The 20,645-nt window shown below is 42.5% G+C and carries 15 protein-coding genes and 1 other RNA gene; 5 read left to right on the top strand and 11 right to left on the bottom strand.

From position 1 onward, the window contains the following. Window positions 1-73 precede the first annotated feature (73 nt). From VL121_RS09535 to VL121_RS09520, 4 genes are all read right to left on the bottom strand, one after another. The gene (locus VL121_RS09535; RefSeq protein ID WP_325404582.1) at window positions 74-856 is read right to left on the bottom strand and encodes a glycoside hydrolase family 16 protein; all 783 of its coding nucleotides are present in this window, start codon (window positions 854-856) and stop codon (window positions 74-76) included. Then, window positions 853-3,006, bottom strand: coding sequence for a right-handed parallel beta-helix repeat-containing protein (locus VL121_RS09530; RefSeq protein ID WP_325404580.1), 2,154 nt, complete (start codon window positions 3,004-3,006; stop codon window positions 853-855). Before VL121_RS09530 ends, VL121_RS09535 begins: the two co-directional genes overlap by 4 nt. A gap of 164 nt (window positions 3,007-3,170) precedes the next feature. Beyond that, the gene (locus VL121_RS09525) at window positions 3,171-4,052 is read right to left on the bottom strand and encodes a hypothetical protein (protein WP_325404578.1); all 882 of its coding nucleotides are present in this window, start codon (window positions 4,050-4,052) and stop codon (window positions 3,171-3,173) included. Between the two features lie 252 nt (window positions 4,053-4,304). Further along, entirely contained in the window at window positions 4,305-5,207 is a 903-nt protein-coding gene (locus tag VL121_RS09520) for a DUF808 domain-containing protein (protein WP_325404576.1), read from the bottom strand. A 437-nt stretch (window positions 5,208-5,644) separates the two neighbouring features. Between VL121_RS09520 and VL121_RS09515 the strand changes: the two genes are divergently transcribed. Further along, window positions 5,645-6,985 carry a Gfo/Idh/MocA family protein gene (locus VL121_RS09515; protein WP_325404574.1) on the top strand — a complete coding sequence of 447 codons (1,341 nt, stop codon included), beginning with the start codon at window positions 5,645-5,647 and terminating at the stop codon, window positions 6,983-6,985. A 167-nt stretch (window positions 6,986-7,152) separates the two neighbouring features. Here the strand turns inward: VL121_RS09515 and ssrA are convergent. From ssrA to VL121_RS09495, 4 genes are all read right to left on the bottom strand, one after another. Next, window positions 7,153-7,525: a transfer-messenger RNA gene (gene ssrA, locus VL121_RS09510) on the bottom strand. A gap of 195 nt (window positions 7,526-7,720) precedes the next feature. Further along, window positions 7,721-9,100, bottom strand: coding sequence for an RIP metalloprotease RseP (gene rseP, locus VL121_RS09505; protein ID WP_325404572.1), 1,380 nt, complete (start codon window positions 9,098-9,100; stop codon window positions 7,721-7,723). Between the two features lie 91 nt (window positions 9,101-9,191). Continuing rightward, the gene (locus VL121_RS09500; RefSeq protein WP_325404570.1) at window positions 9,192-10,346 is read right to left on the bottom strand and encodes a 1-deoxy-D-xylulose-5-phosphate reductoisomerase; all 1,155 of its coding nucleotides are present in this window, start codon (window positions 10,344-10,346) and stop codon (window positions 9,192-9,194) included. A gap of 106 nt (window positions 10,347-10,452) precedes the next feature. Continuing rightward, window positions 10,453-11,952, bottom strand: a complete 1,500-nt coding sequence (locus VL121_RS09495) for a GH3 auxin-responsive promoter family protein (RefSeq protein WP_325404568.1) — start codon at window positions 11,950-11,952, stop codon at window positions 10,453-10,455. 141 nt (window positions 11,953-12,093) lie between these two features. On the opposite strand from VL121_RS09495, the gene rplU reads away from it, so the two are divergent. The 4 genes from rplU to VL121_RS09475 all read left to right on the top strand — a co-directional run bounded on the left by rplU (window position 12,094) and on the right by VL121_RS09475 (window position 14,780). Next, window positions 12,094-12,396 (top strand): 50S ribosomal protein L21, encoded by a 303-nt coding sequence (gene rplU, locus VL121_RS09490; RefSeq protein ID WP_325404566.1) that lies wholly within the window; start codon window positions 12,094-12,096, stop codon window positions 12,394-12,396. A gap of 57 nt (window positions 12,397-12,453) precedes the next feature. Beyond that, the gene (gene rpmA / locus VL121_RS09485; protein WP_325404564.1) at window positions 12,454-12,720 is read left to right on the top strand and encodes a 50S ribosomal protein L27; all 267 of its coding nucleotides are present in this window, start codon (window positions 12,454-12,456) and stop codon (window positions 12,718-12,720) included. An 81-nt stretch (window positions 12,721-12,801) separates the two neighbouring features. Continuing rightward, window positions 12,802-12,972 (top strand): hypothetical protein, encoded by a 171-nt coding sequence (locus tag VL121_RS09480; protein ID WP_325404562.1) that lies wholly within the window; start codon window positions 12,802-12,804, stop codon window positions 12,970-12,972. 134 nt (window positions 12,973-13,106) lie between these two features. After that, the gene (locus VL121_RS09475; RefSeq protein WP_325404560.1) at window positions 13,107-14,780 is read left to right on the top strand and encodes a PHP domain-containing protein; all 1,674 of its coding nucleotides are present in this window, start codon (window positions 13,107-13,109) and stop codon (window positions 14,778-14,780) included. An 84-nt stretch (window positions 14,781-14,864) separates the two neighbouring features. Here the strand turns inward: VL121_RS09475 and VL121_RS09470 are convergent, their stop codons facing one another. Genes VL121_RS09470 through VL121_RS09460 form a run of 3 tightly spaced genes read right to left on the bottom strand, consistent with a single transcriptional unit; the run spans window position 14,865 to window position 20,644 of the window. Continuing rightward, window positions 14,865-18,629: a sensor histidine kinase gene (locus VL121_RS09470; protein WP_325404558.1), complete on the bottom strand. Its 3,765-nt coding sequence runs from the start codon at window positions 18,627-18,629 to the stop codon at window positions 14,865-14,867. Next, complete coding sequence (mazG, locus tag VL121_RS09465) at window positions 18,626-19,402, bottom strand: nucleoside triphosphate pyrophosphohydrolase (protein WP_325404556.1); 777 nt, start codon at window positions 19,400-19,402, stop codon at window positions 18,626-18,628. Before mazG ends, VL121_RS09470 begins: the two co-directional genes overlap by 4 nt. Before the next feature lie 9 nt (window positions 19,403-19,411). Continuing rightward, window positions 19,412-20,644 carry a DUF3667 domain-containing protein gene (locus VL121_RS09460; RefSeq protein WP_325404554.1) on the bottom strand — a complete coding sequence of 411 codons (1,233 nt, stop codon included), beginning with the start codon at window positions 20,642-20,644 and terminating at the stop codon, window positions 19,412-19,414. Window position 20,645 lies beyond the last annotated feature (1 nt).

The raw sequence follows: 20,645 nt of genomic DNA, 5'->3' as shown, positions 1-20,645 counted from the left end.
GTTATTGCCTTTAAAAACAGACCTCCTGCAATTCCCCCAAAAAAAGCATACGCATTGAATAACAGCCTGCTTCCTATTTTTTTCTTTTCTGATACACTTTTACATAATCCACAATAAAAACATCAGGGAATACGGCATTCCTGATCTCTTCCAGCTTTGAAGGATATTCCATGCTCAGGATCATGTATTCTTCAATATGGGATATGCCCTGTGTTACTTCGTAAAATTTATACCCGTCTATATAAAAAATATATTTCTCCGGCGTCCACTCCAGTCCAAAAGTGTGAAAGCCTTCACTCACCCCTTTCAGATAGCTCTGCATGCCGCGGGTAGTGCGCTGATTAGGTCCGTAAGCCCAATGCACATTATGCGAAACAATATCGGTTCCTAATTTTTTGAAGAACTCCAAAATATCAATCTCTGCACCAAATATTGCCGGATCTTCTCCTTTTGAAATTTCTGTAGATTGAATCCAGAATGCCGCCCATACCCCCGGCGACTTTTGCAATTGCGCCCGGCATTCGTAGTATCCGTATTTACTCATGAACAAGTCCTGGGTGCCTACAGCGCTTCCCAATAAACTGTCGCCTTTTTTCAAAGCATATAGTTTCAAATATCCATCTTCTACCTTAACTGCTTCTTCCGATACATAGGCAATACCTCTCGGACCTACGCCACGCAGGGCCCATTTTTGGGGATCCAGTTTGTTGCCTTTAAACTCGTCTTTCCAGACTAATTTATATCCCAATTTTTTAGGGGTATAGCGTTTTTCTGACATCGGATTTTGAGCCGGCCTTTGTGCTATACAGGTGGCTGTAAAAAGCGCGCAGGCGATAAACAGTAAAACATTTTTCATTTTGTGTTGAAAGTTTTAGTTGGATTTTTACGAAACTTATCTTTCTGTAATCCAATTTTATGATACGGGATTGCTTTAAAACCATACCGGAGCGCTCCTGGTTGCAGCCGGAAGTTGCCTGTATTGTAATTATTTATTCCCGGGTTTTCATTCATGATGTGATCGCCCGTGTTCTTAAATTCTTTTTCGGATTTGGCAATAATGTTATCCCTGCTCAGTACCGTGTTCAGGTCCAGCCCATCGTGCAGATCTATCCATCTTCCCATATAGGAAATATTATGCGTGATCCTGTTGTACTTGGCAACAGCAGGCTCATCATCATACAAGGATAATAATGCAGGATATTTTTGAGCATACGGAGGCAATTTATACTGCATGGCGTCCATTCGTTCAAACAGGGTATTGGTTGTTCCGTTAAAATAATATTTGGCCCAGCCCAATCCTCTTGAATCAACATGGATAGCAGGTTTGCATCCAATGAAAATATTATTATCCACCACGTTATCCCTGCCACCACCAATCATAACGCCTCTTGCGCAGTTGTAAAATATATTGCCGCTTACCGTAGTGCCGCTTGCCCAGTCATCGAGGTACACCGCGTTTACATCGTGTACGCCCGGCCCGGTAAGATCATGAAAATAATTATAGCGGATGATGTTCCCTCTCTCCGTCCAGTCGCGCCCCATATAAAAAGCGCCTACATCGCCGGTTTCCAGGGCAAGGTTGTACAGTTCGTTATATTCAATAATATGCTCATTGCCTGTAAGTAAAATGCCGGAGCCGGGCGCATCATGAATTACATTATGAGCTGCACGATTGCCCACCCCGGAAATAGTAATAGCAGACTGGTAGGTGCGGATCCATTGGGAGTAATGATGTATATGCGTGTTCTCTACAAAATTTCCGGCCGGTGTAAGACTTTTACGGTTGCCCCCGCCAAGTAGTACGCCTCCCGCGGCAACATCATATATATTGCAGGCAGCTATACCATTGTTTTGACCACCTTCTATCTTTACTGCCACATCCCCAAGATTACTAAAAGTGCAACCGCCAATAAGATTGTTTTTGCCCCCTTTAATTACAATACCGTTTCCGCGGGAAAACTGAAATGCCAGTCCTTCTACCTGCACATTTTCTGTACTATCCAGCAACATAACCGGGTGGTTGAGCAAAGAAACAAACGCCTTGCCGGTGGCTATAGGCGAAGGAGGCCAAAAGAACAGCACCCCGGCTGAACGGTCAAGATACCATTCGCCGGGCTGGTCTAATTCTTCCAGCACATTTACCGCATAATATCTTTGCTCTTTGCAATAGCCATAGTGAGAATGCGGCGGTTCAATGAAAATTTCTTTAGTGCCGGTATCAATAGATTGCACCTTCACAAACTCATCGTACCAGTTCCATACCCAATACCCGTGTAAAAATATGTCATTGGTGTTCGACCAGTTGTTCTGACGGTTACCACTATAGGTAAACCGCCCGTAATGCTTCCCCACGGGAAGACCAAAGCGCATATGCGGCAGTTCACCTTTATACACCAGTTCGCCGCTTTGCGGTACATCGGCAATTTTTGCCCATCCTTCGTTTGGCCACCTGGCCAATTGCATTTTTTTATCATTAAAAAAAAACTCCAGTCCGGGTCTGCCGCGGTTCGTAATGGCGCCAAAATCTGTTATGCCATCCGCCTTCAGGTTCACTTCAAAAATTTCTTTCTGATACGCCGTATCTATTTTTTTTATAGCAGCAGCATCGGTAAGCGCATGAAATTTTTTTATTGCTTTGCCGCCCACCAACTGCACTTTTTCATTTCCGTAATTTTTCCACAGCACAGGCGCATTGGTTTTTCCCGCATGTTTGTTTGCAAGTACAATCGTTTCTTCTATCGGATAAACGCCGCCACGAATAAGAACCTGGATGCCCTGTGCCGGTATGCTGCCTTTTTCATTTAATTGTTCAATTTCCAGCTTAGCTCTTTCAAAAGTTCTGAAGGGGCCGTCTGCCTTATTTTTACCAGGCGTGGCCAGCTTTCCCGACCAGGCATCATTGCCGGCAAGAGAAACATACAATATAAGCTTTTCGGCAGCCTGTGCATAGGAATGGCCGGGTATAATAAAAATAAGCAAAAGGATTACCGGGAAAACTAATTTCATTGGAGATGCATTGGGTTATGTATTGATTAAACGGGTTTGTTTAAATGCCGGCGCTTAAATAATAGTATAGAGCTGTAACGGCAGGAACTATACTATGGGATCGTAAAAAATATACTGCACAATATGCTCATTCAATATGTACAGCGGTAAGCTCTTTCATGCCATTACTCTATTCCATAATAATACACTTCCGGGTGCATTCCTTCGCTGATTGTATAGTAACCCTTTCCTTCCATTGTAAAACCAATGGCCTCTCCCTGTTGTTCTGCTTTGTAAGGCATTTCGCGGGGCGGGGTCATTAATAGCTGCCATACGGGCTCTTTTGCCCTGCGCTTCCAGTAATACACTTTAAGGTAACTCTTTACCAGCACCTGGCTGCCATTTGCGGATATATCTCCGCCGGATATCCATTTGCCACTATTGCCGCCTTCAAAAAATAAAGTAGCTCTTTTGGTAAGTATTACCGTATCGTTCCGTTTGAACAGTAACGGCGCGGTATACACGCTTACGGAATCTTCCCGTTTTGAAATGATATAAAACAATTTTTCCACGGGGTCAACCATCAGGGTTTCCGCATCACGTGCCCCATCGGGGTATTTCAGATACAGCGGATCAGCATTTGCGTACCCGGTAAATATTTTTGCTGAAGATTTAAGTTTTGGTTCTTTTATCCTGTAAACCGTAATGTATTTTCTTTTAGCGTTGTTATCCCCGATATCTCCAATATAAACATAAGGCTTCCCTTTGGGGCCTCTGCCCACTGCTATATCTTCACAATCGGTTACCCCATTTTTTATAAGCGGATTGGCTTTAAAAGTGTAAATAGCTTTTAATACCCCGTCTGTACCTATTAAAAAGAAGCGGCTGGTATCTCCGCTGTCGTTATGAATATAAAGCAATCCTTTATTGATGGAAGAAGCGGCAATACCTGATGTTTCGTCATTGATATCGGCGTTCAACTTTCCTTTTATTGTTACAGGAATACTATCCTGTGCCGGAGCGGGTAAAGAAAACGCGATGCAAAGCAAGAATAAAAAGATTTTCATTGTCCGTTTAGCATTAAGTGTAAGGGTGCGGGAATAAATATAACAAAAAAGTCTGGAGTAACGCTTAAGGTATATTCCAAATTGTTGCATTGTTTTGCTTCTGGAAGTAAACCATAAGTGTCCGTAAGCATTTAAAGATAACAGGGATGTGTGTAGCAGGCTGTCCGCCAAACCATCTGTATTGATTGAAGCTAAGCCAGCACACCTTCCCTGCCTGCCCTTTAGGCTGCGTTAGGGGTGACTGGCAGAGGGTTAATTAGTTGAAATTTGCTTTGTTGTTTTCTTTGCTCCCTTTTTAAAAATCTTTTTCGCCAGTACGATAACTGCCAGTACGATAAAGCCGACCGCCAGTCCTACAATAAACTCCCGGATAAAAGCCGGCAGTACGGGAAGCAGGTGATGAAGAAAATCAATATTGTGTACAAAAATACCACCCGAAACGAGGATTAAAGCCACCGTGCCGATGACACTCATACTTCTGATTATTTTAGGAAGTGCTGCCACTAATATTTTCCCTACCTTATCAGAAAAGCTGTTGTCTTCTTTATTAAGCGCGATAAGTTTATAGCCCAGCTCGTCCATCCGCACAATCAGGGCAACTATTCCGTACACGCCAACCGTAGCAATAATAGCGATCAGTGAAACCACCATAACCTGGGAAACGATTGGTGTACCTACTACAGTACCCAACGCGATGATAACAATCTCTACGGAAAGGATGAAATCTGTAAAAACGGCCGATTTCACCTTCTCTTTTTCTTTTAGCAGCATTTGTTCTTTGGTAAGATTTTCTGCCAGGGCAACCATTTTAACATGTTTGTGGGGGACTATATATTCGTAGATTTTTTCCGCGCCTTCATAAGCCAGATATAATCCTCCAAGCACCAGGATAATGGTAACGGCTGCAGGGAGAAAAGCGCTGAGCAGAAAAGCGAAAGGCAGGATAATGAGCTTATTCAAAAATGAGCCCCTGGTAATGGCCCATAAAACAGGAATTTCCCGGTCTGAAACAAACCCTGATGCCTTTTCGGCATTCACGGCCAAATCATCACCCAGAATTCCGGCGGTTTTTTTTGCAGCCACCTTGCTCATCACAGCCACATCATCCATGAGCGCGGCGATATCATCGAGCAGTGCAAATATTCCTGATGCCATTCGTATTACTTCAATTTTTTAAAAAGTTTGTCACCGGTCCGTTTCCATTTTGGCCAACATCGGGGGTGAAGATACTGCGCTCCTGTGATCGGCTATGCATTAACGCGGAAAATTATTTTTCACCGGCATACCAGTCTTTTAAACTTTTCTATATTACCCAAAATATAAAATTCCAACACCTTCACGGTTTTTATATCCATATAATCACCATGAATATCTGTAATCAAAATCAAATCAGGCAGTGATTCTTTTTACAGACCTAAGTTGAGATGATGGGGTGCGGGGTGCCGGTTACAGTATGGTATTTCCAGGTAACGTCTCCCCGGCCTTGTTCCGGGCCAGTATCTTTGCAGGGAAGAAGAGATTTAAAAGCAGCATAACAAAATTGTTTCCTATTTTTATAGCTGTTCGAAAAAGATAATAAATAAACAAGCACAATGAAAAGAAGAAATTTTATAAAAACTACGGCTGCAGGAACGCTGGCTTTCATGCTTCCCTTTCCATCATCGGCATTTGCCCCCGGCAAAAAACTACGGGTTGCACAAGTTGGACTGGGTGCTATGGGGTTAAATGATTTGAAAGATATTGCATCTCATCCATCGGTAGAAATTGTGGCACTATGCGATGTTGATGCAAGCAAGCTCAATGCAGTAAAAGCCAGCTATGCCAATGCTAAAACTTTTGCTGATTACAGGGAAATGTTCAAGAGTATAGGCGATGAGATAGATGCTGTAGTGGTTTCAACTCCCGACCATGCACATGCGCCGGTTGCTTTGAAGGCTATGGAAATGAATAAAAACGTGTATTGCCAGAAACCCCTTACACATTATATTTCTGAGTCAAGAAAAATGGACGCAGTAGCGCGCCAGAAAAAGCTGGTAACGCAAATGGGCATACAGGTGCACTCCTTCTACGATTACAAGCTGGCTACTATTTTAATTCAGAAAGGCATCATCGGTAAAGTAAAAAAAGTAATTGCCTGGTCGCCCAAAGTGTGGGGATATGACGGTCCCGAGCCGGAAGGAAGCGACCCTGTACCGGAAGGATTAGATTGGAACCTGTGGCTGGGTACGGCTAAGGAAAGACCTTATAAAGAAGGATTTTACACCCCCGGCAACTGGAGAAAATGCATTGATTACGGCTGTGGTACTTTAGGCGATATGGGCGTTCATATTTTTGACACGCCATATAACGCTTTACAATTGGGCGTTCCATTAACTGTTAAAAACGCCTGCCGACCTCCTAACGATTTTGGACACCCCGAAAAAAATCATGTAACCTATGTGTTCCCTCAAACGCCCTATACGGCTAAAACGCTGGAGTGGGTTTGGTTTGATGGAAAGGGTGCACCCGAACTTGAAAAAGACCTGATGTTGCCTGATGGACAAAAACTACCCGATCAGGGTGCTATGTTTATTGGTGAAAATGGACAACGCCTGTTGTTGCCTCATTTCATGGAACTGCCCAGGTTAATTATTAACGATAAGTATGAAGCTATTGATATAAAAAAATACGATCGAAAGGGCAAAGCCGGAAAGCCCGTTACCAGCTACGATATTGAAGGCCAAAAGCATTATCATGAATTTGTGGATGCCTGCCTGGGAAAAGCTGAATGCAGTGCACCGTTTTCTTATGCGGCAAAATTAACGGAAGTGATTTTGCTGGGTGTGGTAGCCGCCAGGTTCCCCGGTCAAACACTTAACTGGGACGGAGAGAATGCGCGCTTTAAAGAAGAAGAAGCGAATAAATTTTTAAGTGGTGAATATAGAAATTTCTAAGGCTTCGCGCTTAGGAACATGCCGGTATAACGCCAGATACTTTTATCATAAACATTCATAATATAAGTATCTACAAATCAAAAACATTCATAATATAAGTATCTACAAATCAAAAAGCCAGGAAATACAGTATTTCCTGGCTTTTTATTACTTTACTACCTACAAGAAAGTGGAGCTGCAGGGAGTCGAACCCTGGTCCAAACAAATCCGCCATACGCTTTCTACATGCTTATCTGATGATTCATTGTCGGAGATAAACCGGACATCAACAAACCCATCTATCTCTTAGCTGGATGGTCTTAAGTTATGATCACAGCCTTTCATAACAGCAACCCGCTTTGTTTTTATGTCGGCGGCGGGGATTGGTAGCTGGTCAACCTTCCCGGCGGCCCTAATGACTATCTAATCACTGATTAGGCAGCCATGGCATACTGAGTATTGCCATTTGAATTGTTGAATATTCAGATTAAGGTGCTAATTATCCAACGCACCGCATGCTTACACGTACAAAGAACTTTGCTGTCAAAACCGGTCAGCCCCGGATATACAAATGTGAAAATGTGCAAATATGAAGATGTGCAAATGAATACAACATTGTCTCTTCACAAAGCAACTGCAAATGTACAAATAAACTGGGAAGCAACTGCGCCAAATGCCAAAGCATTTCAAAGGCCCTTATGAAAAACCGGTTAAGACTGCCCATTTCCACATTTCACACATTTTCACCTTTTCACATTACTTCCCTCTTCCCCATCCAAACCAGTCGTTACCATTGGCATAAATAAGTAAACCAAATAGTATAATCATACCTACAATTTGCGCGTACTCCAGGAATTTATCGCTGGGCTTGCGGCCGGATACCATTTCATACAGGGTAAACATTACATGCCCGCCATCTAATGCCGGTATGGGCAATAAATTCATAAAGGCAAGTACTATCGAAAAAAATGCAGTAATTCTCCAGAAGGTCTCCCAGTCCCACCCGCTATCCGGGAATATAGATCCCATCGCTTTAAAGCCACCCACTCCTTTGTAGGCGCCTGTTTCGGGCGATAATATTTTTTTAAACTGGTCTATATAAAATTGCAACTGGTCGCCCGCCATTTTTACACCGGCAGGAAATGCTTCCAGTACAGTGTACCTGGTTACGTGCAATTTCAATACGCCCATACTGTCTAAATCCGAAATAGCACTTACCGGGTAAAAACCGATAGTGCCCTCTTTGGTAACGGCTGTGGGTAACGATAAAGTGTCGGCTCCCCTTAATACATTTAACTGAACAGTTTGTTCCCTGCTGTTTTCCAGGATGTTTTTAAGCTCATCAAAAAACACAGCGGAAGCCGAATTCACCGCTATTATCTGATCGCCGCTTTTCAAACCTGCTTTATAGGCATTGCTTGAATCAGCTACCTCATTCACTATTACTGGTATACGGGGTTCCAGCAAAGGCATGCGGCTTCTTTTCTTCTCTACTAATTTGCCTATAAGGTCAACAGGAAGCTTAACCGTTTCCAGCTTGCCATCTCTTTCTATACTTACATTATTTCCCAGGATCAGTTTTTTTACAATATCTGTATAGTCTTCTACAGGCTGGTCATTTACCGCCAGTATTTTATCGCCGTTCTTAAAACCCAAATCAAACATCAGGCTGTCTCTGAATGCCAGCCCGTATTTCATTGAACTTACAGGCACTTTCTTTTCACCCCATACCAGTAATATCATACTGTATATCAAAAAAGCAAGGAGGATATTCATCGTTACACCCGCAACCATAATAATTAAACGCTGCCAGGCCGGTTTGCTTCTGAATTCCCAGGATTCGGCGGGTTTTTTCATCTGCTCTTTGTCCATGCTTTCATCAATCATGCCCGCAATTTTTACATAACCGCCCAATGGCAGCCAGCCCACGCCGTATTCCGTTTCACCCACTTTCTTTTTGAACAGCGAAAACCAGGGATCAAAGAACAGGTAAAATTTTTCCACCCTGCATTTAAACCATTTGGCAGTAAGATAATGACCTAACTCATGTATGATGACCAGAATAGAAAGCGACAAAATTAATTGCCCTGCCTGCAAACCCACTGATGCCCAGTTTATCGCTAATAATGTTATCATTTAAACAAATTGATTTTTTTTAATTGAAAGTTGAAACGGCAATAATGAAGTTTTCTTTTTTCACTTTCCCTTTTGTGTTGTTATATATGTGTTATATATGGATCAAAGAAGCGGCAAAATTACGGGCTGCGGCATCGCTCTCAAAATATTCTTCCAAAGTGGGGTTCTCAATGTAATGTATCTTATCCATGGTTCTTTCCACTATTTCCATCATATCTAAAAAGCCTATCCTGTTGCGCAAAAAACCGTATACCGCAATTTCATTAGCGGCGTTAAGCACGCAGGGCATGTTCCCCCCTTTATGGAGTGCTTCCGTGGCAAGCGCCAGGTTACGAAAAGTTTTAATATCGGGCTGCTCAAAATGCAGTCCCGGAGACCGCGTAAAATCGTAGCGGGGAAACGTATTGGGTATACGCTGCGGAAAAGCAAGTGCGTACTGTATAGGAAGTTTCATATCGGGCAAGCTCATCTGGGCTTTAATACTGCCATCTTCAAACTGCACCATAGAATGTATGATACTTTGCGGATGCACAATTACCTGTATTTGCTTTGGCTGCAGGTTAAACAACCAGCGCGCCTCAATCATTTCCAGCCCTTTATTCATTAGTGTGGCAGAATCAACCGAAATTTTGGCGCCCATATTCCAGTTGGGATGCTGCAGGGCATGTTCTTTTTTTACATTCACCAAAAAGTTGGGTTTTTTGCCCAGGAAGGGTCCACCCGATGCCGTTAGCACCACTTTCTCAATTTTATTTCTTGTTTCTCCCAGCAAACACTGAAATATAGCGGAATGTTCAGAGTCTACCGGTATTACCGGCACTCTTTTCTCTACCGCTTTTTGCATCACAATATCACCGGCTACTACCAGCGTTTCTTTATTGGCCAATGCGATGGCTTTACCCGAATCAATGCCCTTTAATGTAGATTTTAGTCCGGCAAAACCAACAATAGCAGCCACCATCATATCATAACTATCAAAAGTGGCAACTTCTTCCAGCGCGCTTTCGCCGGCAAAAACCTTTACATCTGTTTGTGCCAGTGCGTCCTTAACCGCGGCGTATTTGCTTTCGTTTACAATAACTACCGCGTTGGGGTTAAATTTTTTTGCCTGCTGGATCAGCAGCTTGTCATTAGAATGGGCGGTTAAAATTTCCACCTCAAACTTATCAGGGTTAGAGGCAATCACTTCCAGGGCCTGTGTACCTACGGAACCCGTGGAACCAAATATAGCTATTCGTTTTTTCATTCAATTTTATTGCGAACCCATCAGTCCGGAGATTCAAGATACAGCATGTAAAAACACTGATAAAAATTATCTGTCTATTATTTCAAATTATACGGGTTGGCATCGGTTATAGCTCCTGTAAATAATATTGTAATTCATCCGCTATCTTTCGGTCGTTGCTCAAGCGGGGAACCTTATTTTGCCCGCCCAGTTTACCCACACTCTTCATATAATCTATAAAGCCATTCTTTCTTACCGGCCGGATCCTCAGGGTTTGAAGGATATTACCGCTAATCAGGTCATCATAATAAATATTCTTTTCCCTCAAATTCTGATCCACAGCCATTGAAAAATCAGGAACGCTTTGCGGGCTGTTTTCAAATTCCACGAACCACTCATGATAGCTTTTACCTTTGCCCTGCGCTATCATGGGCGCCACTGTAAATTCCGTAATCTTCAGTCCTTCTTTTTCAGCGGCTTTCATTAAACTGTATTCCACTTCTTCACCAATTACATGCTCGCCAAAGGCAGATATAAAATGTTTGATACGGCCGGTAACCACTATGCGGAAAGGATCTGTTGAAACAAATTTCACCATATCGCCCAGGTTATAGCCCCACAGCCCGGCATTGCTGTTAATGATAAGCGCGTAATTCTCACCCGCTTTTACATCTTTGAGGGACAGCCTTGTTGGATTTTCAGAAAATATTTCCTGCGCGGGTATAAATTCAAAAAATATCCCAAAGTTTGTATTAAGCAACAAACCTTCCTGCTGCTGAGCATCCTGGAAAGCAAAAAATCCTTCCGATGCCGGAAAGGTTTCTATAGTATCTACTTTTTTGCCTATGCTTTCAAACAGCCTGGCTTTATATGGCTCAAAATTTACGCCCCCCTGTACCATTACATTAAAGTTAGGAAACAGGTCCTTTATTTTTTTGCCGCTCCTTGCCGTTAGCCGGTCAAAATACATTTGCATCCACGGCGGTATCCCGCTCACCATAGTCATATCCTGGTCAATGGTCTCATCTACTATCTTCTCCAGCTTGGTTTCCCAGTCTTCAATACAATTGGTTTCATAGCTGGGCAACTGGTTGGTACGGAGGTACCGGGGTATAAGATGGTTGGAAATGCCGCTTAGCCGGCCCGTGGGTATGCCGCCTACTCTTTCAAGTACGGGGCTGCCACTCAGGAAAATCATTTTGCCATCGGCAGAGGAATAGTTTCCGGTTTCCGACATATAACAGAAAAAAGCATTCCTGGCTGTTTCAAAATGATTATCTACCGATTCCTTTGTTATAGGAATATATTTTACCCCGCTGGTAGTACCGCTGGTTTTGGCAAAATAAATAGGCAGCCCCTTCCACAACACGTTGTGCTTACCCTGCTTAATGCGTTCAATATAAGGCTTAAAGGCTTCATAGTCGCGGATGGGAACAGCCTGCCTGAATTCGTTGTAGGCAGCCACCTCATTCAAAGCGTGCGCTATCCCAAATTCGGTTTTTCTGCCCGTTTTCAGCAGGTCTTTCAAAATCTGCTCCTGGTCTGCCAGGGCCGTAAACATCGATTTTTTTACCTGCTTATGGATATAGCCGGCAAATGGCTTTGCCAAAAAGGATTTGATCTTCATGTGCTTTCAGCAAGAATAGTTGAGACCGCAAAGATAGCTTTACGGCTGCAAAGCGGCACGCTAAGCCGGGAAGATTTTTTCTTTCAATTGTTTGCCGGGAAGAAAATTAACCCTACCTTTGCACTCCTTAAAATTTGCCTTATGTTTGCAATAGTTAAAATAGCCGGTCAGCAGTTTAAAGTTCAGCAGGGACAGAACCTCTATGTTCCGCATTTAGATGGAAAGGCAGGTGATGCCTTAGAGTTTACCGATGTGCTGCTGGCAGATAATGGCGATGCCTTATCAACCGGCGCCGATGTAAAGATAAAAGTTAAAGCCGAAATAGTTGGCGAAGTACAGGGTAATAAAGTAATTGCCTTTAAAATGAAAAGAAGGAAAGGCTTCCGTAAAAAACACGGGCACCGTACTTTGTTTACGCATATTAAAGTAACGGACATTGCATAGTTGAAATTCGGACATTGAAATTCGAAATCCGAAACGGTAACTTCTAAATTAAAAATCATGGCACATAAAAAAGGCGAAGGCAGTGTAAAAAACGGCCGCGACTCGCAAAGTAAAAGATTGGGTGTAAAAATATATGGCGGACAGCCAGCAACTGCAGGTAACATTATTGTTCGCCAGCGTGGCACCGCCTACCATCCGGGTAAGAACGTAGGTGTGGGAAGAGACTTTACCTTGTTTGCGCTGAACGATGGTATGGTTGAATTTAAGAAGGGCAAAAACAATAAAACTTTTGTTTCTGTAGCCGCTGCTGAAGCAACAGATTAAAAAAAAATTTTGCAGTTGGAAAAATGTTTTTACTTTTATGACGTTAATCCATTATTAACTAACCATTAAATTCTAAAAAACATGGCAACTGCAAAGAAAGCTGTAAAAAAAGCCGCTCCTAAAAAGGCTGCTAAGAAAGCTGCTCCTAAAAAAGCCGCTAAGAAAGCCGCCCCTAAAAAAGCTGCTCCTAAAAAGGCTGCTAAAAAAGCTGCTCCTAAAAAAGCTGCTAAGAAAGCCGCTAAAAAGAAATAAGCTTAGCTTTTTTCTCAACAGCTCAAAAAATATAAGTCCCGTTTACGGGACTTTTTTTATTATTGGCCTGCCTGGCAGGTGTGGCTTTAGAACAAGCTGCTATATGCCGGATATTACATTTCAAATCTATCTACATGGATAATTCTCAGATAGCAGACGCCTTTTCCCTGCTTTCCAAACTCATGGACATTCATGGCGAAAACAGTTTTAAGGCAAAATCCTATGCAGTGGCGGCATATACTATAGAAAAACTGCCTGTTGTATTAACCGCGTTAACCGATGAAAAAATATTTGCCATAAAAGGTATCGGCAACACCATTGGTAAAAAGATCATAGAGATCAGGCAAAGCGGAAAATTAAATGCGCTGGAAATATACCTGCAAAAAACACCTGAAGGCATACTTGAAATGCTGCAAATAAAAGGGCTTGGTCCTAAAAAAATAGCGGTGATATGGAAGGAAATGGGACTGGAAACAATTGGTGAATTATTGTATGCCTGTAATGAAAACAGGCTGCTGCTCTTTAAAGGATTTGGAGAAAAAACCCAGCAGAATGTAAAAACCTATATTGAATTTTACCTGCGCAGCAAAGGAAGTTATTTATATGCCGGCATAGAACCTTATGCCCTGAGCATGCAGCAACAACTTCAAAAACAATTTCCCAATCATAAATTTGTACATACCGGCGCTTTTGCAAGACAATTGGAAACGATTGATGAACTGGAATGGGTGAGTACCGCAGGCAATAACGAACTGGAACAATTTTTTTCAGCGCATCCATTTTCCGTTACGGAAAAAAACGAATCCGGTATTCGTTTTAAAACGGAAGACAACCTGACCATTATATTTTACGCCGCCGGGGAGGAAAATTTTGGAAGCATCTTATTTCATACCAGTTGCTCCGGCGCTTTTTTAAATGAATGGAAAAAGCAATTTCCATCTGCACAAATTCACAGCAGTGAAGCGCAGGTGTTTAACGCGGCGGGCGTTTCTTATATTCCTCCCTGCCTTCGCGAAAAAGAAACGATAATAGCTACGGCAATGAACACCCCCCCCGTAATACTTATTCAGCCGGAAGATGTAAAAGGGGTTATTCACAGCCACAGCAACTGGAGTGATGGAAGACAAAGCATAGAAGAAATGGCAAAGGCAGCCATTGAAAAAGGATTTGAATACCTTGTTATCAGCGATCACAGCAAATCGGCCTTTTATGCTAACGGATTAAGGGAAGACCGGATAAAGGAGCAACATCTTTATATTGATGCGCTTAATAAACAACTGTACCCTTTTAAAATATTTAAAAGCATTGAGTCCGATATTTTGAACGATGGCAACCTGGATTACAGCAGCCAGGTATTAGCTACATTCGACCTGGTAATAGCTTCCGTTCATTCCAACCTTAAAATGTCGGAAGACAAAGCGATGTTCCGTTTATTAACGGCTATTCAAAACCCCTATACTACTATACTGGGGCATATGACCGGCAGACTATTGCTGAGCAGGGAAGGATACCCTGTGGATCATAAAACGCTTATTAACGCCTGCGTGGAGCATGATGTAGTTATAGAATTAAATGCCCATCCCCGGCGCTTAGACATAGACTGGCGCTGGATTGATTACGCGCTGGAAAAAGGCGCCCTTATTTCTGTTGATCCCGATGCGCATCATACAGATGGTTATAATGATATACGCTATGGCGTGCTTGCCGCGCAAAAAGCCGGATTAACCCGCCAAAGCAACCTCAGCAGTTACAGCCTCGGGGAGTTTGAAATTTTTTTACAAAAAAGAAAAAAGAAAAAAGGAGTTTGAGGCAGGATACAGGTTGCAAGTTGCAGGCTGCAAGGATAAGACAACCCTGAACCCTGTAACACTACTTTCCAACCCACCCGCTCATCACGACACCATACCATTTTCATAAAGCGGCAACTCCACGTAAAAGGTGGTTCCCTTTCCTTCTTCCGTATCGAACCAGATGTTTCCCCGCGACTGCTCCACAATGCCTTTGCATATGGCCAGTCCCAAACCCGTACCCGAAGTTTTTGTAGTAAAATTAGGAGTGAAAATATTAGGAAGCATGGCTTTTGGAATGCCTAAGCCATTATCGCTGATGCTGATCCTTACGTTATGCGCATTTCTTTCTTCCTTTACCGTAACATCTCCCCGCTCTCCTTCAGGAATAGCTTCAATGGCGTTTTGCAGAAGATTGGTGAAAAGCCTGTTGATCTGGGTTTTATCAGCATCAATGCATAAAGCATCATCGCCGGGCGCCCAGTGAATGGTTACGCTTTCCTGCACATCATGCAGGTATACCAGCGAATTTAAAAGCTTATTAATCTCAAATACTTCATTTCTGGCATTGCCGATATTAGCGAACTGCGAAAACTCGGAGGCTATTCTAGATAAATGATCTATCTGTTCCACAAGGGTTTGAGCCACGTTAGATGATAACTCCTTAACGTTAGGTGCATTATTATAAATGGCTTTCTGCAGATATTGTATACTGAGCTTCATGGGCGTAAGCGGGTTCTTAATTTCATGCGCTACCTGCCTTGCCATTTCCCGCCAGGCGCCTTCTCTTTCCGTTTTAGCCAATGCCACAGCGCTTTCTTCCAGCTTTTGCACCATTTTATTATACTCTTTTACCAGTCCGCCTATTTCATCTTTCTTCTTCCAAACAATTTCCGCATTGTGTTTGCCAAGGTTAACGTCTCTCATCATGGCACTAATAAGCGTAAAAGAACCGGTTATCCTGTTGGTAAGAAATAATGCGATAATTCCGGACAAGAGAAAAATGAAAGCGTTAAGATTAATAATGGTAACCAGGAAGCTCGATATCTCCCGTTTCAGCCTGTTTTGAGAATTGAAATAAGGAATATTAAGATAGCCAACGGTTTGCCTGTTTTCGCCCATTACCGGCACGTAAATGCTGAGATAATTCATTTTACCGTATTGCTCTTCCTGTACATATTGTATTTTCTTTTGCCGGTTAAGATTATAAAACGCCAATGGGTCCATCATACGGCTTAGCACTCCTTTGTTGTATACAAAAGGCTGGGAAGATATCTGGAGTGAACCATCGGAGTTATACAGGTTAACATCGGCATTATGCAGTTGAGCCATATCGGTTATTTGCTGCCGTACAGATTTTCCATAAACAGAATCGTATGCCTGTATACCGTTATCGAGCAGCCGGTGATCGCTGATCTTATTTTTTAAGGCAGTAGATATGTCCTGTATGGACCGGCTCAGCTTATCGCGGTTGTTTTTATTATAGGAAGCGGTAAAAAATAAAATGGTGGCCGCTCCAACTACGATAAAAGAGAATACACTCACAAAAATTACGGTGCCATATATCTGCGACCGGATATTAAAATCCGTGATTTCACGTAACGCCCGCCACCGGAACCCCGATTGAATGATAATGCTTGCCACCTGGAACAATGCTACCAGCAAAAGAAATGAACAAAACAGGTAAGCAAAAAGCGTAATAGCTTCCATGATGAAGCTGCTTCTTCGTGTGATGATAATTACCTTATTGCCCGACTTATACCACAATTCGCTATACCCGTTGGTCAGCTTTTCAAAAAATTCCTGTTTGGGCAAATCACTTTCCGTTAGGCTGGTAGGAAAACTATAATCATTAACATATACCTGCAAAGCGCCGCCATCGTAAATGGCGTATGCATAATCCGGCGCATATTCAAATGAATAGTCTTCCGCCTGCCTGAACAGCTCAGGATATAATGCCTCGCTCCGGTAACGTTTGGGATTAGCCAGCATAAAAAAATAAGACCTGACTGACTGGGCGCTATCCCTGATGGCTTTAAGATAGATATAGCTGAATTTATCAAACGCCGTTTCGTAGTAGCGCAGACCGGGGATCCTGGTACCTTTACCCTGTACAGAATAAATGGTATTTAACTCATCAAAGGTTAACCGCTCACCACTGGGAATGGGCCTTTCCTCCGCATCATAAAAAAAGAGCTCTGTGTCATATTTATTAAGGTATGGCGTAAAGTTGGCATTGATCAGGCTATCTTTAAATATAGCGCTTTGTACAGGATCATGCAGCCGCCAGAGGTTAGTAAGAAAAAAGCTGTTACTGAAACTTTGGATAGCTATATTTAATAATCTTTCACTCGAAGGGTCGGCCTGCATTACCAGTTTTTCAGCGGTTCGTTTTCTTAACTCCAGCTCTCTTGTACGGTTTTGAAAAATAATAATAGACGCAATAGACGCCGAAAAAATAAATAACCAGAAAAGCGCATTTGCCACCAGGAAATTATTTCTTTTTAAACCAAGTTCCACTTTACCCATAAGATATACATACAGTAACAGCCAGATGAGCATGCATAATTCAAAAAACACATAAGCGCTGTTCACCCTTACACTCAAACCCAGTAACCCAATAATGGAAATAATGAGCATGGGGTTGTAACGCGATTTTCGGTTTAATATATTTATCGCTTTTACAACAGCCTGTGAAAAAATAAAATACCCCAATGAAACGCAGCATAGCACTATAAATCCAAATACACTGTATGTGGTAAGGCTGAAAAAATTAGTGACATCGAAAGAAACCTGTGAATCGGCTACGAGGCTGCGTATAACATGTCCGCCAATAAGCGTGGCTATTACCATTACCAGCGACAGTACCACTATTGCTATACGGCGCCAGGTAATATTTTCTATCTGTAAACGAATTTGCTGCTTTGAGAACTGGATCCTGGCAAAAAGTACCAGCCAGAAAAAAAGAATGCTGTTGATCAGCAAATCGCCCAAGGAGCGGGATATAATACTGGATCCATATATTACCGGGTCAAACAATTCAAATTGCCGGAAGTTGGCAGGTATGGGAAAAAAATAACTTAATACCCGCAATCCAATCATCAGTACTACCATAAAAGATACCCCCGCAACCGCTCCTGCCCACCGCGAAAGCGCTATGGCCAGGTTATGAAAAAAGAATAACGTAAGCAGCGACCCCAGTATTCTTAACAGCACGGTCAGCCAGTCGTTGCTGTGCTGGTCAACTAATGATTTGGGCTGAAGATAAAAAAGCGTTGTACCGTTGATACTTTGCACCGGGTAGCTGGTGGGGGTAAATACAAGGGCGTAATTTTCTTCTATATGAGCATGATTAACAAAACCGTTCTTCAGGTATTCGCTTTCCAGTACATACTGCCTGCGAATGGGCAAAAGATATAACGCAATAACAGACTTACCCTGGTAAGCAATTTTTTTCCGTATTACTTCATACTGACCATTGGACAGGGATGCAATATACCGGAGTTGTTCCTTCCGCAGCAAATCCTGCCCGGGTAAAACAGACTGCGTGTTCCAGAATAAAAGATTGTAGGTTCCGGGAACCACTTCTTCATACAAAAAAACCTTATAATCCTGCCGCGTGATGTGCTGCACTTCAGCTTCGTCTTCAGTTTTATTAAGGATCTTTCCCAGCAGTACCGTGTCTCTTAAAAAAGTATCGAAATTTTGCTCATTGCGCCAGATATATTTTTCCAGGGATTTTGTTACTCCTCCGGGGGAAGAAGTATAAGACCAGTAATTGCTGAAGATAAAGGAGATCGTAAACAGCCATGCTGCTCCAATAAGCAGGTAACCGTTGTTATAAAGAATATCGCTCCAGAATTTTTTCAAGATTCCTTTTTTTGCTGTTTAACCCGGTTCCAGATGGCGTCCATTTCTTCAAGCGACATCTCTGCCAGGTTCTTCCCATTTGTTATTGCTTCCTTTTCCATACGCGTAAAGCGGTCAATAAATTTTTTATTCGTTCGCTCCAGCGCACTTTCAGCGTCAATATGCAAAAACCGTGCATAGTTAATGAGTGAAAACACCAGGTCGCCGTATTCTTCTTCTATATGTTCAGTGTTATTCTCGGCTATCGCTTCCTGGAGTTCTTTCATTTCCTCTTCCACCTTTTCCCAAACCTGCCCCCGGTTGTCCCACTCAAAGCCCACCTGCTTTGCCTTTTCCTGCAGGCGCATAGCCTTTACCGTGGCGGGAAGCGCCGCAGGAACGCCGCCCAGAACGGATTTTTTACCTTCTTTTAATTTCAGGTTTTCCCAATTGCGCTTTACGTCTTCTTCATTTTCCACCTGCACATCTCCATAAATATGGGGATGCCGGAAGATCAGTTTTTCACATACGCCATGAATAACATCCTCCAGGGAAAACTGCTTTTGTTCTGTAGCTATTTTAGCATAAAAAACAATATGCAGCAAAATATCTCCAAGTTCTTCCTTAATATCCTTCCAGCTTTGCTGCGTTATAGCATCAGCCAGTTCATAGGTTTCTTCAATAGTAAGCGAGCGCAGGGTTTGTATGGTTTGCTTTTTATCCCACGGACATTGCGCTCTTAACTCATCCATGATCTTTACTAATCTCAAAAAAGCATTGCCTGTTGTTTCCATATATCTTCGTTAAACCTTGTAAGCCGATATGATCAGAAAAACGATAACCAGTATAGCCATCACCGTAAAGGTCATCCAGCTTAATAAAAAATATTTGAGCAACGTTCTGAACCTGCCCTGCCCGTAGAAATTCCGCATGGCTTTATACACGTAATACAGCACATATACAATCATTGTAACCTTTGCCAGGGAAAATATCCGCCAGTGCAATCTTCCGCCAATAGCACCAAGCATGTAATACAGCAGCATCAGTACAAACAGGGCACAATAGGTATGTATAGCAAATATACCATGATCCGCATAATAAAACTTTGTTCTCCTGATGTACAGCAGTTTTAAAAAAAGCGCAAAAAAAGGAAGTGAAATAAACAGCATGGTGGGAAAAGAATGCTTGAACTTATCTATCAGTACCTGTAATGACTTTTCGCTGTTCTTTTTCTGTTCCTGGTACCAGTGCAGTGTTTTTAGTTTAACAGAACGTTCTATCAACCCGTCTTTTCTTCCTGCAGGCAATTGCTCCTGCACTGCACTGTAGGTAGCTTCGTTTTGGTACCATTGAATGGTATAAAATCTTACATTGCAGGTTTCGCCTTTGCCATGAAGCTTACCGTTTTCGATGGTTGCTTTACTTATAGAATCCGCTTTACTTATGATGCCGCCCGGAAGCGGCAATCCTGCAAAAACAGAATCCATTACCGGGGTTTTAGTTTTATCGTTTTGCTTTTCCGCTATTTCCTCTTTTTTCAACCTGCCGGTTAACAATTTTATATCGCTTTCATATTGGGCTATCGTTCTGCCTACAGCATTTTTCAAAACCGTATCGCTGGTTTTTGCGAACATTTCATTCATCCCACTGAGGCCTTCCTTTTTAATATTTAATGTTTCCTTCAATGCCTCTACCCCTTCTTTTTCCGTTTCTTTATGACCGCTGATAAAAGAAAAATAGAGAAGAAAAAAGAAAGCGGAAGTAAACACATACATTCGTATAGGGTGCAAGTGGCTTGCTCTCCTGCCTTTAACATATTCGGCAGTGAGGAACCCGGGTTTCAGTAAAAGATACCGGACCGTAGTAAAAAACTTTCCATCAAAATGGGTAATATCATAAAAGAAGTGCGTTACCAGGTGCCATGCAGATTCGCGGGGTTCAATATTTTCCTGTCCGCATATTCCGCAATACCTTCCCTGAACTGCTGCCCCGCAATTGAGGCAGTTTTTTTCCTTCCTTTCTTTAAAATGAGACAAG

Source organism: Agriterribacter sp., from assembly GCF_035497235.1.
In the GTDB taxonomy this organism is placed as follows: Bacteria; Bacteroidota; Bacteroidia; order Chitinophagales; family Chitinophagaceae; genus Agriterribacter.
This window is presented reverse-complemented; position numbering and strand designations above follow the sequence as displayed.